Source organism: Roseobacter sp. AzwK-3b, from assembly GCF_000170875.1.
Classification (GTDB): Bacteria; Pseudomonadota; Alphaproteobacteria; order Rhodobacterales; family Rhodobacteraceae; genus Roseovarius; species Roseovarius litoreus.
In genome coordinates this window covers 48,534-65,926 of sequence record NZ_ABCR01000012.1, presented here as the reverse complement: position 1 = coordinate 65,926, position 17,393 = coordinate 48,534, and the positions used below count along the sequence as shown (strand labels likewise).

Below are 17,393 nucleotides of genomic sequence, written 5' to 3'. Positions count from 1 at the left end.
GATCAAACTTAACAGTCAGAGTCCAAGAAAATTCAGGCTCCCTCCAAATGCAACGCACCACCAATCTATCATCGACGCTGATTTTCTGACTGAGCGATGATAATCAGATGGGATTCACCTGAAAATGTTTATTTTGAACATGTTCACATTGAGCCTGCTTTCATATTGGGAGGGTGGAGCGGCGGGATATGCCGGAGGCGCACGTAAGTCGCCGCAAGAAAACTCCAAAGCCGCCTGCCTAAACATCAATAAAAGTTGCAAAAGCCGCACACTTGGCGCCTACCTAGTGCTTGACCTCGAGCTTGCGCTTGACCTTCCACTCAACATCCGTGTCCAGCAGCGCCTTGGCTTCCAATGGCCCAAGATCGGCCAGTGACGCACGCATCATTGGGTGCACTTCTTCCGGCAATAACGCTTCAAGCTTGTTTGTGATCGCCATGTAATTCTGTAACAGCTCGCGCAGCATAATGGCTGGGCGGACGTGTTCACCATGCTCGAAGTCCACCAAGTGCCATTTGTCGTCATCAATCTTTTCGAGAATACCAAGATCTAACAGCTTGTTTAATTTTCGCCGAACTGTCGCACGGTTGATGTCTGTGTATTGGTGCACCTCGTTGATCGAGGTGTAAAAGCCACGTTCACTGGTGATCTCGGCGATAGTGTCTTCGTTCAGGCCGTGCTTTTCCACAATTTGAAACAAGTCCCGGCGCGTGCGCATCACAACGGCAAAACCGATCATGGCCAGTTCAAGGTCATTCCCCAAGTGGCGCCTGAGTATCTTGAGTGCGCCATAGGTCACTTTAGACATGCCAAGGGCCACAAGGTTCATCGTGCGTGGGTCTGTTGTCAGCATTTTTTTCTTCTTTTCTGATGTTTGACTTGTCCTGCAACATTGTAGCGCCAACAAATATTTATATCATGTTCAAAATGAACATGCGCAAACCTACTAATTTTTTCTCCGTAGAATCCGTGCAGAAAAAACCAAAATAATCAGCGGAGCTTCTCTGCGCATGGCCTGTCAGCCTTCTGCGCGCCGGTCCGCAGTTTGAATCTGCGGCGATGGCTTCGCGCGCATGAACGACAGGTGGACCTATGAACGACAAGACAGGCACCACACACGATCTTCTCACCGCGCCCTTGAGCCAGCGCAAAAGTCCGCGCAAAGCCAGCGCCCTTCTGCTCGGCACCGCCCTCGGGACCATCGTCGGGCTTGGCTATGGGCATGGGGCCTATGCGCAGACAGTCTCCCAAGGAACGCTACCTGGACCTAATAGCGTGACTGTGATCTAGTCCCCGGGAATTGGACCGTTTGAAGCTGGAGTTTTCCGCTATGATTTCCCGGCTGGGATAGGAGCGGAATCACATGAAGGCATCGAAGTTTTCGGACGGGCAGAAGGCGTTCATCATCAAGCAGGGCGAAGAAGGCACACCGGTTGCCGAGATCTGCCGGAAGGCTGGGATCAGCCAGGCCACCTACTTCAACTGGAAGAAGAAATATGCGGGCCTGTTGCCAACGGAGATGAAGCGGCTGAAGCAGCTCGAGGACGAGAACGGTCGACTGAAGAAGATCGTAGCCGACCTTACCTTGGACCGCGAGATGTTGCAGGACGTCATTCGGCGAAATGACCTGAGGCCTGGTCGGATGCGCGAGCTGGTTCGCGGGATGTGCAGCGATGGGGCGGTCTCGATCCGAACGGCGTGTGGGGCCATCGGATTTGATCGTTCGCCGTTCCACTACAAGTCCCGCCGCGCTGATCAGGCTGCCGTCGAGAGGCGGATCAAGGAGATCTGCGAGACCCGGGTGCGCTACGGCTATCGCCGGCTTCATGTGTTCTTGGACCGTGAGGGCTGGGGCACCAACATCAAGAAAGTCTATCGTATTTACAAGGAGTTGGGCATGCAGCTGAGGAACAAGACCCCGAAACAGCGGGTGAAGGCCAAGCTGCGCGATGACCGTGCCGAAGCCGTCGGGCCGAACGATGTCTGGGCGATGCGTTGCCGATAGGCGATTGCAAAGCAATCTGCCGGAAGGGACCCGCGCGCACATGGGTCTCGATCAAGCCATGGATTGGCTGCAACGCGACAGCGGCATGCCCGATCAGGTCAGCCAAGGTCGACAGGCTCAACTCGACGCCTTCACGTGCGAAACGTTCGGCCTGCCGGTTCAAAGGGCGGTGCTGACCATATTTCTCGAAGACAAGCATGGCGATCAGGCTGGGCCCAGCCCATCCACGCGGGATCGCATGGAACGGCGCCGGCGGCTGACTGATCTTTTCGCAGGACCGGCAGGTGAACTTCTCGCGCACGGTCTGGATCACCTTCCACTGACGGGGGATCACCTCCAGCGTCTCGGTGATGTCTTCGCCCATCTTCACGATCCGGTCCGAGCCACAGCAGGTGCAGGCGGCGGGTGCCTCAACAACAACGCGCTCGCGCGGCAGGTGATCCGGGAACGGCTTGCGCACAAGATGGCGGCGCGCACCGTGATGGCCTTTTCAGCCGTCTCGCCGGCGGTCAGGACATCCTTGGTGGCCGCCGCTTCCATCTCTTTAAGCTGCAATTCCAGTTGATCGATTAGCCGGGCACGTCGTTCTGATGAGATGCCGTATTCATCACGGCGCAGTTTGGCGATCTCGAGCTAGAGCTCCTGTATCATCGCTTCCGAGCAGGAGACAACGGCGCGGGTCTGTGCCAGCTCGCTTTCCGCCACATATGCACGGGCCTCGGCGGCGGCCAGGGCAGTGCGTAATTTGGCGAGCTCGGAGGCGGCGTCAGGCATGGCCGATGTTTATCACTCAAGCTCATGAAGAACCGACAAAAAAGGCCCGTCAGAGCAATTTACCCAGCCTTTGCAGGGCGTTGCGTCCAGCGTGGGTTGCGCCAGTCAATGCCCTCCAGAAGATAGCCCAACTGCGCCGCCGAGATCTGCACCGCGTCGCCTGGCCGGCTCACCAGCCAGATGAACTTGCCCGCTTCCGTGCGCTTCAAATAAAGCGACATGCCCACGCCATCATGCCACAGGATCTTGACCAGATCACCCTTGCGGCCTCGGAAGCAGAAGATCACGCCCGCATGGGGATCGCGGCCGAGATCCTCCTGCACCTGCAGCGCCAGCGTGTTCATGCCCCGCCGCATATCGGTGGTGCCGCCCGCAATCCACACCTTCACGCCCGCCGGAAACGCGATCATTGCCCGTCCACCACTGCCAGGATCCGCGCAAGCGCTTCGGGCTCCACGCCCACCGGCACGGTGACCCGGCGCCCGTTCGGAAGGGCTATCTCAACCTGACAGCCCGGAGGCGGACAGGGATCAACTGAATTGGTCTGCGGCGCGGGCGCTTGCGTCACGGTCACCGGCGCGAACGATACCGGGCGAGAAGACCAAAGCTCACCGTTTCGATACTGCCGCAGCCAGGTTGTCAGCAGCGACCGGCAAATGCCATGCCGCCGCGCTGTGGCTGCCGCCTGGCGGTGGCCGATAAAGCTTTCTTCCAAAACGCGCAGTTTATCATCATCTGGCCAATACCGGCGGCGATCACCGTCAGCGGCGGAAAGAACTTCGATTTGAGTGCGGTTGATAAAGTCGGATATAAGGTCGGACTTACCATCGGAGCGATCATGAGATCAGACGGCCAACCCCGGAGGCTTACGTTGCGCTGTTCGGGCTTCTTTTTGATTACGCGAGAGCCCGCTCGCGATTCGACAAATTCTAGAATAGTTTCAAGATCATCTCTTTGAGATTGGGTTTTGCGCGCCTTCGTATTTGAGCCGCGCTCAAACTCCTGTTTGTTTTGATGTCTGAAGTCGCCGAATAGCCTCGCTTTGGTCAATATCTGATCGTCTTCTCCGCAAATTGGTAGTTCACTGAGTGCGAGATCTTCAAAAGAGAACGTAATCTATTTCTAAAAAGAGCTATGTTCTTTCAAAGGTGGGACTTTAGTCCGTAGACGCCCACTGATTTGCTCCTTATCCGTATCTCGATAATTTGGCGTATTCAGACGGAAACGCTTGTTTCAGGTTTCGCAAAGGGAGCTACATCTTGATTGCCACTCGATGCTACATCCGCGGCTATATTCTTTACACTTCTAGCAAGGACGCGAAAGACGTAAGCAGAACGGAAATTCTTCGTGAATATGTCGTGTAGTGACATGATCAAAAATGATATTTTGATCGCAATGCTGGTGACCGTTTTGTTCGTTTCGTTCGCTCTATTATCGTTTCAAATTAATTCAGCTTTTCGCAGCTCTACCGACGTAGATATCCAAAAACATGCCACTCTTATTTATTTACCACACGGCGTAATAGTCTTAACAGCATGGCTGTACGGCTGGAAATCGGTTGCGTATTTATTTCCTGGTCAGTTGATAACTCACATTCTTTATTGGGGACCAGAGAACTTTTATAGTTCTAGATACTTTGATTTGGTCGCTGGAGCTTGCATCGGATACGTCGGGGTATTGGTCGCCGTTTACGTGCTGGAAAACAAAAAAGCCGTGTTTACCAAGCGTCCGTGGGTAGAAATTCTCCTTGCCGGCGTGATTGCAGCTCTTGTGAACGCGGCAATCAAATCCCTAGCGTATAGTGTCACCGTACCAGAGCTCTTCGAAATCTTGTCTGGTGACTTGATTGGTTTGCTTTTGTTGATGTTTGGACTGCTTCTAATCTTCAAGGTTGAGCGACGATTGAGGTCCAATTGATTTTCTCGGCCGATGTAAACACTGCATTTCCAAAGGCTTTTTAGCAAAAAGGCCTGTGTATCTGGCCGTCTTGCTTTCGAACCCGTCTGTATGGAGCTTTAGTTTCGAACAACCGGAACTATTTTAATCGCCAGTTTTTTAGTATCCACGCTCTGGAGCAAAGCCACCGACTTCCAGTCGGTCCCGCTTCAGCGTGAAAGAATCGTCTTATAATCATACCCTCTGAAAAATGAGCCGCAGCCGGGTCGGAGGCTCATTTTTCAGAGGGTATGATCATGCAATACAACACCGGCAGCCACTGTGTGTTCTACCATCGGTATCACTTGGTCTGGTCCAACAAGGACCGGTTCAAGGTTCTCAAAGACCAGGTGCTCCTGCGTGTGCGCGACATCTGCCGTCAAGTATGCCATGAGAACGAAATCGACATCTTGCGCGGCGTGTTGTCGAGCGACCACGTCCACATGTTCGTGTCAGTGCCACCGAAGCTCGCCATCTCCGATCTGGTGCGCAAGATGAAGGGTCGTTCGTCCCACAAGGTGCAACGGGAATTCCCGGAGTTGCGCAGGCGCTATTGGAGCCGCAGGTTCTGGGGCAGAGGGCATTTTTCAACCACCAACGGCGCCATCACCGAAGACATCGTACTTCAGTACTTGGAGCAGCACATCGCCGATCCTACCGGCGCCAGCCGGTAGTGGTTCAGTGATCGAGCGATACTGTTGTTCTGGATGGTCTGTGTTGGCTGTTTGGAGCCAGATGTAGCGCACTGAAGCGCAAGAATGTCAAAAGGCCGAAACGGCGCATTTTAGCCTTCAAATGCTAACATTCATGCTCAGGCTTTGTTCAGCGATTAGCCTAATCCAGGAATTACGCCGAAAATGGTCGCCTCCTGGGTGCAAAAATCGACTCTCAAATGTAGAAAATCTCTGATTGAGAACTAGCTACGTTTCCTGTATGACATCGTCACTGAGTTGTGTGCATGGTTGTCGTGCGCAATTTATCCGCAAAGCTGATGCATCTTTTGCATCGTCTGAGCATAAGGTCACATCGTCCATGGTGCGTGTCGATTTTTGTGAGGTCAAATGGAGAAGGACGCTAGTGAAGGAGCAAGTAATGCAACAGCATACCGTTCGGCTCACGGTTTTGACCACAGCCATAGTTTGTGGAACCGTGGCGATCGGCGCAGGCCGACATTCATTTGATAGTTTGTCCAAGGTGCCATCAATGCCGCACGATGGTATTATATTCGTGCAGGCGCAAGATGACACATCTTCAGATCAGGCGCAGCTATCAGAGACGGATACGGCATCCGAAATCGATCCTGATCTGCCGGAAGAAATTCTGCTTGCATTTTTGGCTGACCCACAGGCTTTCATTGCCGATCCTAGAAATGCGGATCTCATCGCGGCCGTGGTGCGTCAAGCGATAGCTCGAGATCCAGCAAACGCGGATGCGATGATAGCGCTTGTGGACGATGTCTCTGATCCTGCAGCCATAGATGCTGTGGCTGACGGCATTGCGCAAGCTGCCGGTGACTTTGCAGATGCAGGGGATACGGATGCATCCTCGCAAATTCTTGCCAAGGTGGCGGTCGCGCCCTCCAGGCTATTAAGCGAGGCTGTGCAGTCAAAGGCCAACCAGATTTCGACTGTCGCGGAGAATACTCGAGGCGATGAGGCCAGCCCAGCCGAACAAGTGGTTTCAGAGGAATCGCAGGATGGTGAGGCGTCACAACAGACCGACATAGTCTCGGATGCGCCAGCGGATGTCGTGTCTGACGAGGGTGTTGGTACCGAGCCTCAAGCTAATGAAGCCGCAGGGTCAGAACAGGATACGGCCGCGCTGTCGGATGGCGAAACGTTGTCTGAGCCGGCCAGTGACGCGCCTTCGCTGGCCGCCGCACAAACTTCTGCAACAGGTGGTGTAGATGGTGGTAACACGTCAATTTCGAACACGTCATCGACATCGGGAACTACCAGTGCGACGCCAAGAGCTGCGCAATCGACTTCACCTGTCGCGTTCAATATTCCCGCGACAAATTCTCCAAGTGACGGGGATGCAGCGCCGGGGCCAATCCCTCTCCCTGCGAGTCGAGTTATTCCCTGAGGCTCATATTCGAGAATTATGATTAAATTCAAAGCCAAGCGTTCCATTAACGGACTCGTCACAGGCAAGTGTGATCCGGTCCTATGGCTTGTCAGTCCAAAGGAGAGCCCCTACGCGTGACTGATGACTTCCTTGATGGTAAAAGTCCACGGCCATATTCCGTAGAGCCTGCAAGCGCGCCGGACGACGAAATTGACCTTTCAAAGGTTATTCTGATCGCCAAGAGGCGATGGAAACTCCTATTTCTAGGTGCGCTCGTTGGGCTTGCCTTGGGAATGGCCTATGCCTCAACAACGACAAAGCTTTACAAAGCTTCCGTCCAACTCAGCCTTGACGCTCGAGAGGCGACAAATGCACGAGAGTTGACTGGTCTACAAACGCTTGGGATGTCAGAGTCCGAAATCACGACAGAGATTGAGGTCATAAAATCACAAGCGGTCGCCCAAAAGGTCGTCGACCGTTTGTCTTTGGAAGAAAACACGGCTTTCATGCAGTCCCCCCAAACAGGCCTTTCCAGGCTGCGCTCTCTAATGCGTGGGGCCTTGTCACCGATCCAGGAGCTGCTCAAACAGGTTTCACCGGATATTCCGCAATTGCCAATATCGGAGGTTGATCAGCAACTTAAAGCGGAGCTTGCCGCTGTAGGCAAATTGCGAAGCAACATGACAGTGACGCGGTTGCGCGATAGCCGTGTTGTGGAGGTGAGCTTCACCTCCAGCTCGGCGGCTTTGGCGGCTACGGTGGCCAACACACTTGCAGATGTCTACATCGATGATCAGCTTGAGGCAAAATACGACGCTACTCAGCGCGCTACTGATTGGCTCAAGGAACGCTCGGACCAACTGAGGGAGGAATCTGTTCAGCTTGATAATGCCGTCGAACGTTTCAAACGTGAGAATGGGCTCGTCGGCGAAAACGGAGAAGCATCGAATACCCAGTTTGATCGCTTATCTCAGCAGCTTTCCGAAGCAAGATCACAACTTGTCGAACAGCAGGCGAGACAGCGCTTTCTTCAGGACATCATCGAAACAGGTGATACATCCGCTGCCGTGAGCAGCACATCGGACCAGTCCATAACGTCGGGCCTTCGTTCCCGCTATCTCGATGTTCTGAAAGATTACAACTCTTTGATGAACCGTCTCGGAGAAGAGCATGAACAAACCATGCGGCGCAAGGCGGAGCTTGATCAGCTTCAGGAATTACTGTTCGAGGAGATCAAGCGGAGTGAGGAAATTGTCCGTAACGAAATTGTTGTCACGGAACGTCGCATCGAACAGTTGGAACAGGCGTTGGAGGACGCAGAGGCAGAATTAGGTGCCGACCGCGATCTTCTAGTGGAACTTCGAGAATTGGAACGTAACGCTAGCGCGGTGCGGAGCCTGTATACATCGTTTTTGCAAAAATATCAGCAGTCGCTGCAAGAGCAGTCCTTTACTGTTTCCAATGTCAGGATCCTCAATCCTGCAAAGGTTCCAGGAGGAGCCAGCTTTCCAAATACGTCGCGCATTACAGTGTTGAGTCTTGTGCTCGGCATAATGGCGGCCTCGGGATGGATCGCTATTGCTGAGCTACGGGACAAAAAGGTTCGAACCGGTGAGCAGATCCAGCGCATTTTGGGTTTGGAATTTTTGGGCGGCTTGCAAGAGGTCACGGGATCGAAAAAGATCTCATCGACCGCTCGCAGTAAAGCGAGCTCTCAATCCGTGCATGAAGTCGCCTTTCCAGAATTGCTCAGATACGGTCTCGATAAGCCACTGTCGAGTTTTGCCGAGACCTTACGGGCGGTAAAAATGTCCGTTACGCTTCGCTCGACGTCTTCGGGCAAAAAGGGCAAGGGAAAAGTTGTTGGGGTCTTTTCCGCATTTCCCGGTGAAGGGAAGACAACAAGTTCGTCCAATTTCGCCAATTTTTTGTCTAGCCAGGGGCATAGCGTCATAGTGATTGATGCTGACCTTCGTAATCCCGGTCTTACCAAATCATTCAATAAAGACATAGGCGAAGGGCTTGTGGATATTCTTCAGGATGGCATGGACTGGCAGCAAGCTGTCCATAGCGATCGAGAAACAGGGTTGGATGTCATTCCCAACAAACGCGGACGAGTAGTTCATACCAGTGATCTTGTGGGTGGTGACGCGATGCACGCGTTGGTCGAGAAACTGAAGGTTCGGTATGACTTTGTCATTCTCGACCTGCCTCCATTGGCGCCTGTCATTGATGCCCGCGCGACATTGCCGTTTCTCGACGGTTTCGTACTTGTGATGAAGTGGGGGCGCACGAATATTGTGGATGTCGAGCGCCTCTTTCTGGCTGACCCTCGCTTGCGTGAAAAGTGCTTTGGCGCAGTTTTGAATTTCTTTGATGCGCGTCGCGCGCGCGCTTATGGGTACTACTCCGGCGACTATTACTACGGGTATGCGTACAAGCGGTATTACAGTGATCGATAAGTTGATGATGCTAGTGCTGACATGTCTTGCGGTGATCGTGAGCGTGATGGCCCTTACGTCATATCTTCCACATGTCGACCATGTTCGCCTTGAAGAAGAGGTCAGGAAAGGGCGCTCGGTTCTTGCTGACATCGATCGGTTGCAGCCCTACACGACGCAGGCGCCTCATGATGATCTGGTATGCAATTTGCCGGTCCGCAAGACGAAAGCTGTGTTGGCACTGTACGTCAGCGATCTCGCTGCCCGCCGAAATGGAGTGAGGAGGTTGGATGAGACAGGCAGTTTTTCGGTCCAGGTCTTCCGAGCAAACGCAATGCGGCGTGTGAGAGATGTTCTGGTCTGCGCTCCTTTAGACGGTGATATGTGGTACCGGCTGTCTTTAATTTCGTTTATTCTCAATATGGAAAGAGGGATGACCGAAGCGTATCTTGCGTGGTCTGAACGAACGGCTCCGCAAGAACTCTGGATAAAGACTGATCGAGACGCGTTTGCGCGGCGCTATCTGGGCGGTTCAGAGCCTATATCGACGTTACGTTGAAAAAAAGTTGACCTTACCCTGCTCGAACCGAGCCGCGGTCAGGATACCTGTTGCATAAGCCCCAGTGTCGAGAAAAACCCGGCCATTGGAAATTTGTGGCGTTTCGACAATCACATGACCTTGAACGCTCCAGATACCATCAGCACGAGGACCAGCTTTGCCACGGGTCTTGCCCCAAAGGAGTGTGTCATTGGTCTGCGCCTCCAACTCAAGTGCAGGATCTGTTCCGGCATGCGATAAAAACACATTTCCAGTCTTCCAACTGACGGGCATCTGTCGCAACCAAGCTTCTAAGTCTCGCCCAAGTTTTTCCCGCAACGTGTCACGTAAGCGCGGTAGATTTTCGGCGTCCATATTCTGCCATGGCGTTCCGATTCCAAAACTCGCAAGGGTCTGTCTGCCTCCTGCCATAAGCCAAAATGGTCCAGCAGTATCGGGTGAATCAAGGAAATCCAAAAGCATCTGTTCGTGATTGCCTCGAAGGAATATCCAAGGCCTGCTGGTGTCTCGGGAAAGATCGTAGAGTTGCGCCAAGGTGCCCGCGCTGTCCTCTCCACGATCAACGTAATCCCCGAGGAATACCACCGCTGCACGCAACGCTGGCGGGTCTTCAATTTGGGAGAGGATCTTTCGTATGAGTGCTGTGCTTCCGTGAATATCGCCTATGGCATAGAAGGGCGCGTTCGGAGCCAACTCTGGCATTTTTGGGACGTCTTCTATAGGACTGCCCGTCCTGGAGATGTAGCTAAGCCAGCGCTTCATCAGTCCCATCCTTGTTCAGATAGGGGGTCAAGTTATTTCGTGTGACGAATTGTTCAACACACGCCAAGTTAAAAAATCCAGCACGCAAACAAAACTAACCTGAAGATTTGCTCCTTTGATGCCGGACATTTGCTGACATCGAATGAATTCGACGGGGCTTGCGTCGCGTTTGTTGTTTTTTAAGACATAGTCCCATTCCGGCGGCCATCAGTGCGGTAAAGTAGAGGGCGATACCAGGGATTTGCAGGGGGAAATCGACCAGTGAATGTGTGGATACGAACAAAACGGCCCCTGTCATCGCGATTGGAATTCCTTTGAGGGATCGACGCATTGTCAGACCATGGTGCAAGACTTTTCCTACACGCACATAGACCGCCGCCGCAAACAATAAAGCGGGCAGCCCAATCCCCAAATAGATCTCGAGAAACGAATTATGAGCCCGGTGCCAGGCAGAGCCGGATCCGTCACAGCCCGAATTCCTGTACATCGGAAAAATGTCTCGAAAGGTCCCAAGCCCAGTGCCGAAGAGGGGGTTATCCTTGATCGCCTCGAGGGTTGATGCCCAGGTGCACCAACGCCCGGTGTCGTTGGTTGCCTCAACGCGGGAGAGGACAGGCTCGCCATAGGCTGCCAAGAAAAGCAGCAAGGCAATCACGCCCAGAAGAAAACTCGACGTTAGCCAGCGGATGAGCGTCCAGGGTGCAAATCGTTCGCGCAGACCATGGCGGAGAATTAGAATTAGGCAAGGCAACAGAAGCACTAGACTGACCAGAGAGCCGGCTCGGGACCGAGTCAGGATCAAACACACAGCCGTCAGAAACAAAGCGCTTGCGAGCAAGACATACATCCAGAACTTGTTGCTTTGCTCGCCTTTTTCTTGTTTCTTTTTTAGCCAGGGATCCTTGGCCATATGGATGGCAAGACTTCCCAGGAGCGCGAAGGCGGCAAGTCCAAAGGCTGATGCGGCCAAATTTCTGTTTATGAAGACGCCGGAGAATTGTCCTGCACCCAAGGCTTGGCCGGAAAAGACCAGACTGTCTGGGAAAAACACCTGACGTAATACGGAGACGAGGACAACAGTAACGCCCACGAGCGTCAGCTTATGCCAAAAGCTGCGGGCCAGGGCTTCGTTTTGAGACAGCATTACGGTTGTTGCGAAGACGGTAAAGGGCAGGATCAGGCTTGGTAAGGCGTGCCAGGTGGCTGATGGATTGACAGAGACATACCCGTGCGTGGTCCCCAAGGTTGCTGACAAGTCTCGCCAAACAGGGTGAACCGGCAGCCAAAGAGGTAAAGGAACGGCTTGGAGGATCGACCACAGGCTCAAAAAGAGACCCCAAAAAAGTGCATGTCGCACAAGCGCGCGGCTTGCGCGGTTTTTCACTGACAACAGCAGCGCGAGAAGTGAGATGAGAGCAAAGCCTATGGCCAGCGCAGGGCGGGTATTGGGGTCGGCTGCACCGTTGAGCAACAGGGTTACCGCAAGAAGTAACGTCATAAGCCATTGCAGCCCTAAGGACATAAGGTGCGACAGGGATTTGCGTTGCAGGGTGCGGATGTGATGACGAGGCATGTATCAAGACCGTCCCAATGCGCATGTGGCTCTCAATTGACAGGGCCGCGCCATAGGCGCGGCCCCTTTTAGAGAGCGTCTTGGGTCTGCTCTCTCGAGGTTAACGAGTGAGTGTGTTGAAATCAGCGTCGATCGCAACGCTATTTCCAGTCACGGTCCGGATCACGTTAAAGAACTTGCCCAATTCGACAGCACGAGCATTGGTGACATAAACCATGTCTCCATCTCTCACCTGGAAGTTTGAGGCCATGAAAAAACTATCAGGCTTCCGGAAATCCGCCCGGTATACGGTTGGGATCGCAGCCTCGTCCGCACTTTTAAGGTTCGTGGTGTCAACCCCCATCGCATTCAACGCCTCGCGATGTTCGGTTCTGTAAATAAGCACCTGACTTGGATCAGCTGCTCCGTCGTTCAGGCCTGCGGCTTGGCTTAACGCCGCACGCAGATCGATTTGGGCTTCGTTGAAGTCATACTCCCCGACCCCTGAGGCGCCGAAGACGTAGAATTTCTTTGCCTCGGAGGTCACGTTGATCGTGTCGCCTGGCGCGACGTAGATGTTTTCTCGAGGATTGCCCGTCAAGGTCTCGTAGGGGATTGTGACCGCAGAGCCTCCGCGAGTGAACGACACAAATGTGCTGTGATCCTCGGACGTGATCCCACCCGCGATACTAATGAAGTCAAGGATCCGGTCGCCGCCGGTCCGCACCACGTACTTACCAGGCTCTTCCACGGCCCCGATGACGGATGCGCGCGCAAAATTCCGCTCCAGCATTGTCACAGTCACCTGCGGCTCGATTGCCAAGCCTTCGAGACGACTTTCGACGTTTGCTTCGAGGGTTTCCGGTGTCTGACCTGCGGCCGTCAGTTCACCCGCATAAGGGACGGTTATTCTGCCATTCCGACCGATTTCCTGCGGTGGAAGCTCGACGAAGTTGCCCGGTCGAACCCCTGCCTCACGTGGAATGAACAGCCCACCTGCTTCGCTCTCGAAGACCGTCAGCTGAATGATGTCGCCAACGCCAAGACGGATTTCCGGGATAACGTCGCTGGAAACGCCAAAGCTTGCGCTTGCTTGATCGACGTCTTGGGTCACGAACGGAATTTTGTCGCTGGTGATGTCAACCAAGGCGTAATCGTAGCCAAGTGTCGGGGTTTCGACACTTGACGAGGCGTCTGCAAATTCGAGGACCGTTGCGGAGTCCGGACCGTTGCCTGGCATCGCGGCGCAGCCGGCGACGAAAGTCAACACGAGACCGCTGAGTGCGACCTTGGTTTTTGGCTGAAGCATGTGTGACCTGCTATCCTACTGACATGTTAAGATCATGGTGTGGAACTCGCAAACGGCAGCACGCCTTAAAACCAGTTTGCGTTATACCATAGTGAGATTTTCTCGCAACGCTTGCAGTGTGATGCTTGATATTTCGAGACCAAACCATCTTCGGTGTTGCGGACGTGGGGCTGGGTGCGTGATCCAAGATGCGGCATGTGTTGATCTTGTTTTGCACACCAAGCGCCTGAAGTTAAATCAAAAAATTTCATTTATCATTGGGGAGTCTGGGTTTCTGGCGCTCTTGATAGGCGTGATCCAGCGATGGGACGGTTGTGTTTTGCAAGCAACACTGCCTGTGATCCTCAAGTATAAAATTCAATATGAGACAAAATTTGAAACTAGGTCAGTTTCAAAATGAGAATATATATGTAAAGGCTTCTACGAAAACAAAATTATAAATGATGATTCGCTGTAGCAACATGAGACCAGTTACCCAGTCTCGAACAGCGACAATTCTCGTTGAGCTTTGGAGGGCCCGTGGCACAGCTTCTGTTGAGTTCTTTGGTGGCCGCATTCGGGACGACGTTTGTCTTCGCCTGGCTAATGGTGTGGGGCGCATCCCCAATCAAGCGCTTCATTCGCCCGAGAAACGATCTCGTGGCCATACAAGCCTCCCATACAGGAGACCCGCTGCGCTTCGGTGGTATCGCAGTGTTTTTTGGTGTTTGCATCGGCGCGGTGACGTTGTTTGACCTGTCGAACGGCGTGTTCACGATATCGCTGATTCTCTCCAGCCTCCCGGTACTGATTGCAGGGGCTTTGGAAGATGCCGGCCTTCGGGTGTCTGCGCGTCGACGCCTTGTCGCGGCGATCGTGTCCGCCGGTTTGGCAATGGCGTTGTTCGGCTTTTGGGTCACGCGCGCCGATTTGCCTGGGGTTGATATCATTTTGACAATTGCGCCCATCGCGGTGGTCTTGACCATTCTTGTGGCGGCGGGCTTCTGTCATGCTCTCAATCTTGTGGATGGCATGAACGGATTGGCTGCCATAAATATCGTGGCCACCGCTTTGGGTTTGGCGGCGATCGGGTGGGGCGGCGGCTTTGGTCAGATCGCCATGCTTGCCTGCCTGATCACGGTCTCCACCTTGGCGTTCCTCGTGTTTAATTGGCCGTTCGGAAAACTTTTTTTGGGGGATGCGGGATCCTATACCATTGGGCATCTTCTGATCTGGTTGGCGATATCGCTGGTCGTTCTGGACGGCTCAATTGCCGTAGGAGCGGTGCTGCTGACGTTGTTCTGGCCGATCATGGATATGCTCCATTCGATTGTCCGGCGCGTGATCAAGGGGGTGCCGGTGTTTTCGCCGGACCGTCTGCATTTTCACCAGATTGTCAGGCGCGGCCTCGAGGTCTTGTGGCTCGGATGTGGTAACCGGCGCTGGTCGAACCCTCTTGCGACACTGGTCATGGTGCCGTTCATCGCCACTCCGGTGGTCTTTGGTGTTGTGCTGCAACATTCGGCCCATGCCAGTTGGCTGGTCTTTTTGGCTTTCGCAGCTTTGTACAGCTTTGTGCATTCGAAAATGATTTCTTTGGTGAGGCTGTACCGTGCCAAGTTGCACGGCAGCCCGCGCTATGATCTGTCCACACAGAGTGGCAGGACTTAGCCCTTGCTGGTTGGTCCTGTCTGGTCAGGGGGCTGGCAGCTCGAGAACTACGCGGATATGGCAACCGCAATGCGGCCCCCGCTCTTGGGGACAGGTCATATCAGCCATGTTGCGCCATAAGACCTTGGCATCGCACGGGCGCTATGAGGTCGCATGACATATTGGACGCGTTTCTCCAGCAAGGCCTTGCCGCATGTCTTGGTGCTCTTGGCGGGCTTCATCCTCTTGGGCCTGACGCCGCGCATGAGTCTTGCACAGGCCTCTGCGGTTGAGGCGGCCACCAAAGTGCTGGAGCAAATCGAACAAAGGGGATGTCCCGAGGGGGCAGGCCGTTTAATTTTTAAACGCCTTCCAATGATTGCGATCGACCTGGGCGCAGGGCCACAGTTTGAGGTGGTGATTGATTACAATGCGATGGTGTGTAGTGAAAACAGCTTGGCTTACCGGCGATTCAACGGCGCTCCGGTTTTGCTGTTTCATGCCGGGGAGCAGTTTGGCTTTACGTCGAAATGGCTCCGTTTCGTGGTGGTGGCGGACCAGATGTATATGGAAATTGCCGCGCCTCAGGTGAGCTGTGAGGAGCAGGAGTTGGATGCGTGCTATCGACGTATTCATGTCGATGATGCCGGCATGTTGGTGATCGAGTATGTGCCCGAGGCTGAATGAGATCTGCCGGCGGCGACGGCGCAGTTCTGAGCGCAGGGTTTCGCGACCGACGTTTTGCGACCACGCTCCAACACGAATTGTCGCGATATGCTGTCCCCTTGGCGCAGCGTGGGACGCGGTCTGCCCTTCACCTGAAGTGGTCCACCTTTGGCCTGAGGCATCAGCCAAAGGTGGGTGCTGTGCAACGATTGAGAGGAGCTCTGCGTTTCGCAAAAATCTGTGCGACAGATTTTCGTGAAACGCTTTGATGCGTCAGCTTTGATGCGTCAGCTTTGAAGTGGGCCGCGTTGGTTGGGTCAGGCTTTTCGCGACACCCGTGATGGCTCGGCGCTGAGGATATCGGCATCCACTTGAATACGGGTTGCTTGTCCCATGAACTCCAGCAGGACCCAGACGCGGCGATCGGGTTGCATTTTCTCGACTGTGGCGACGAAGGAGGCGAAGGGTCCGCTTCGCAGCGTGACCTGCTCGCCTGGGCTGAAGGTTTCCGGTGGCAATAGCTTGCCGTCGTCATCGCAGCGCTCAAGGAGCGCATTGACCAGAGTGTCGGGGACAGGCTGCGGGCGGCCGGCGACGCTGACGAGCTTGGAGACGCCGAGCGTTGCGTTGATCTGGCGCCAGGGGCCGCGGATGGTATCGAGGGAGACGAACATGTAGCCGGGGAAGAGTGGTTGAGGGGCTGTGTGAAACTTTCCGGCGCGTCTGCGGGTGACGTCTTGCATGGGCAGGAATGTTTGGAAGCTTTGGCGTTGCAGGTTGCGTGCCGCGATCTTGTGGCTGTTGGGTTTGAACTGCACCAGGTACCAGCGGATTTGGGCTTCGAGGGTCATTGCGTGTCCATCTGTTGCACCCTGTATCGGGTTTGGCACAAGCCTGTCATATCGCGGGATGTAGGCCAACCACCAACTGTATCGAATTCATATTTGAGACACAATTCGGCCATCAAGGAGTGGGCGGGTAAAGATCAATAAAAAATGAATAATTTATGATTTTATTCGGGGAATCCCGGGCGTTGATTTTTGGCAAAGAATTTTCGAAACGAGACAAAATGACGGTTGAGAACCGGCGCTTCATCACCTAGGTCTCACGGTGAGATGTGCGGTGGTGTTTGTGAGGGTGGTGCGGTTGAGCCGAGCGCGGAGACACAATCGCTGTGTCGGTCCGTGCGGTAGCTATGATCGTGCGGGTTGTGTGCGTGCGAGCGGCGCGGTCTGCGCGCGAGATCCCTAACTGTGTTGCTGAATGTCTGATGCATTGAGGGGCGTGCGGGGCGGTCTTGGGTGTCTTGGCGCTGTGGCGATATTTGATTGAGAGTTTGCGTTATCGGGGGTTTGAGTGTTTTTGCGTATCCTGAGGGGTTTGCGGGGCGGTTTGCGTGATCGGGCAGGGGCCCGGTTGGGTCAGGGTCTCGTGGATACTGTGGTTGGGAATTGTATCGGTGTCGTGTGGCGAGCGCTCTTCATGCGGTTCACGCGACCGGGTGCGCTCTTCTCCCAAGTCCAAGTTTGGCGCGGTTGCCGGGGTATGAATGATTGGTTGCATGCGAGGACCCCGAGGTGATGCGTGTTGCGATGATTCGTTTTATCACTTGGTCAAAGTGTGCCCCGCAGAACAGCGCGTGAAAATGTCAAGTTTGACCATGTTCAAAATGAACATGGTGAGGAGATTTGGGC

Annotated in this window: 17 protein-coding genes and 2 pseudogenes; 10 read left to right on the top strand and 9 right to left on the bottom strand. The window is 54.0% G+C overall.

Translation table 11 applies throughout. The annotated features are described in order from the left end of the window. Nucleotides 1-283: 283 nt before the first annotated feature. The gene (locus RAZWK3B_RS17375; protein ID WP_007817462.1) at nt 284-853 is read right to left on the bottom strand and encodes a helix-turn-helix domain-containing protein; all 570 of its coding nucleotides are present in this window, start codon (nt 851-853) and stop codon (nt 284-286) included. A 239-nt stretch (nt 854-1,092) separates the two neighbouring features. On the opposite strand from RAZWK3B_RS17375, the gene RAZWK3B_RS17370 reads away from it, so the two are divergent. Further along, nucleotides 1,093-1,290, top strand: a complete 198-nt coding sequence (locus tag RAZWK3B_RS17370; protein ID WP_007817461.1) for a hypothetical protein — start codon at nt 1,093-1,095, stop codon at nt 1,288-1,290. Nucleotides 1,291-1,363: 73 nt separating this feature from the next. Next, a pseudogene (locus RAZWK3B_RS20720) lies at nt 1,364-1,993 on the top strand (transposase); the annotation flags it as partial. Between the two features lie 43 nt (nt 1,994-2,036). Here the strand turns inward: RAZWK3B_RS20720 and RAZWK3B_RS17355 are convergent. The 4 genes and pseudogenes from RAZWK3B_RS17355 to RAZWK3B_RS21745 all read right to left on the bottom strand — a co-directional run. Next, nucleotides 2,037-2,779 (bottom strand): annotated as a pseudogene (locus RAZWK3B_RS17355) (IS66 family transposase); the annotation flags it as partial. Nucleotides 2,780-2,838: 59 nt separating this feature from the next. Continuing rightward, a complete protein-coding gene (gene tnpB, locus RAZWK3B_RS17350) occupies nt 2,839-3,189 on the bottom strand; it encodes an IS66 family insertion sequence element accessory protein TnpB (RefSeq protein WP_007817451.1) in 351 nt (116 codons plus the stop codon). Further along, the gene (gene tnpA / locus RAZWK3B_RS17345) at nt 3,186-3,494 is read right to left on the bottom strand and encodes an IS66-like element accessory protein TnpA (protein WP_007817449.1); all 309 of its coding nucleotides are present in this window, start codon (nt 3,492-3,494) and stop codon (nt 3,186-3,188) included. Before tnpA (RAZWK3B_RS17345) ends, tnpB begins: the two co-directional genes overlap by 4 nt. Further along, nucleotides 3,419-3,829 (bottom strand): hypothetical protein, encoded by a 411-nt coding sequence (locus RAZWK3B_RS21745; protein WP_232279560.1) that lies wholly within the window; start codon nt 3,827-3,829, stop codon nt 3,419-3,421. The genes tnpA (RAZWK3B_RS17345) and RAZWK3B_RS21745 overlap by 76 nt, the downstream gene beginning before the upstream one ends. A 318-nt stretch (nt 3,830-4,147) precedes the next feature. Here RAZWK3B_RS21745 and RAZWK3B_RS17340 point away from each other — a divergent pair, with 318 nt between their 5' ends. The 5 genes from RAZWK3B_RS17340 to RAZWK3B_RS17320 all read left to right on the top strand — a co-directional run bounded on the left by RAZWK3B_RS17340 (nt 4,148) and on the right by RAZWK3B_RS17320 (nt 9,781). Further along, on the top strand, nt 4,148-4,696 hold the full coding sequence (locus RAZWK3B_RS17340) for a hypothetical protein (protein WP_037296191.1): 549 nt from the start codon (nt 4,148-4,150) through the stop codon (nt 4,694-4,696). Nucleotides 4,697-4,971: 275 nt separating this feature from the next. After that, nucleotides 4,972-5,388, top strand: coding sequence for an IS200/IS605 family transposase (gene tnpA, locus RAZWK3B_RS17335; protein WP_037296213.1), 417 nt, complete (start codon nt 4,972-4,974; stop codon nt 5,386-5,388). Between the two features lie 418 nt (nt 5,389-5,806). Beyond that, nucleotides 5,807-6,799: a hypothetical protein gene (locus RAZWK3B_RS21280; protein WP_157132302.1), complete on the top strand. Its 993-nt coding sequence runs from the start codon at nt 5,807-5,809 to the stop codon at nt 6,797-6,799. A 116-nt stretch (nt 6,800-6,915) separates the two neighbouring features. Further along, nucleotides 6,916-9,243 carry a Wzz/FepE/Etk N-terminal domain-containing protein gene (locus RAZWK3B_RS17325; RefSeq protein WP_007817442.1) on the top strand — a complete coding sequence of 776 codons (2,328 nt, stop codon included), beginning with the start codon at nt 6,916-6,918 and terminating at the stop codon, nt 9,241-9,243. Continuing rightward, nucleotides 9,233-9,781: a hypothetical protein gene (locus RAZWK3B_RS17320; protein WP_007817441.1), complete on the top strand. Its 549-nt coding sequence runs from the start codon at nt 9,233-9,235 to the stop codon at nt 9,779-9,781. Before RAZWK3B_RS17325 ends, RAZWK3B_RS17320 begins: the two co-directional genes overlap by 11 nt. Here RAZWK3B_RS17320 and RAZWK3B_RS17315 read toward each other — a convergent pair. The 3 genes from RAZWK3B_RS17315 to RAZWK3B_RS17305 all read right to left on the bottom strand — a co-directional run bounded on the left by RAZWK3B_RS17315 (nt 9,773) and on the right by RAZWK3B_RS17305 (nt 13,404). After that, nucleotides 9,773-10,543: a metallophosphoesterase family protein gene (locus tag RAZWK3B_RS17315; RefSeq protein ID WP_007817438.1), complete on the bottom strand. Its 771-nt coding sequence runs from the start codon at nt 10,541-10,543 to the stop codon at nt 9,773-9,775. The two genes, RAZWK3B_RS17320 and RAZWK3B_RS17315, sit on opposite strands and share 9 nt — an antisense overlap. Nucleotides 10,544-10,637: 94 nt before the next feature. Continuing rightward, nucleotides 10,638-12,116, bottom strand: a complete 1,479-nt coding sequence (locus RAZWK3B_RS17310; RefSeq protein ID WP_083799238.1) for an O-antigen ligase family protein — start codon at nt 12,114-12,116, stop codon at nt 10,638-10,640. A 100-nt stretch (nt 12,117-12,216) separates the two neighbouring features. Next, the gene (locus RAZWK3B_RS17305) at nt 12,217-13,404 is read right to left on the bottom strand and encodes a polysaccharide biosynthesis/export family protein (RefSeq protein ID WP_007817434.1); all 1,188 of its coding nucleotides are present in this window, start codon (nt 13,402-13,404) and stop codon (nt 12,217-12,219) included. A gap of 178 nt (nt 13,405-13,582) precedes the next feature. Between RAZWK3B_RS17305 and RAZWK3B_RS21275 the strand changes: the two genes are divergently transcribed. From RAZWK3B_RS21275 to RAZWK3B_RS17295, 3 genes are all read left to right on the top strand, one after another. Next, nucleotides 13,583-13,804: a hypothetical protein gene (locus RAZWK3B_RS21275; protein ID WP_157132301.1), complete on the top strand. Its 222-nt coding sequence runs from the start codon at nt 13,583-13,585 to the stop codon at nt 13,802-13,804. Between the two features lie 119 nt (nt 13,805-13,923). Continuing rightward, nucleotides 13,924-15,054: an MraY family glycosyltransferase gene (locus RAZWK3B_RS17300; RefSeq protein WP_157132300.1), complete on the top strand. Its 1,131-nt coding sequence runs from the start codon at nt 13,924-13,926 to the stop codon at nt 15,052-15,054. Nucleotides 15,055-15,207: 153 nt separating this feature from the next. After that, nucleotides 15,208-15,720, top strand: coding sequence for a hypothetical protein (locus tag RAZWK3B_RS17295; RefSeq protein ID WP_007817430.1), 513 nt, complete (start codon nt 15,208-15,210; stop codon nt 15,718-15,720). A gap of 296 nt (nt 15,721-16,016) precedes the next feature. Here RAZWK3B_RS17295 and nusG read toward each other — a convergent pair whose 3' ends face one another. Then, entirely contained in the window at nt 16,017-16,550 is a 534-nt protein-coding gene (gene nusG / locus RAZWK3B_RS17290) for a transcription termination/antitermination protein NusG (RefSeq protein WP_007817428.1), read from the bottom strand. Nucleotides 16,551-17,393: the final 843 nt, after the last annotated feature.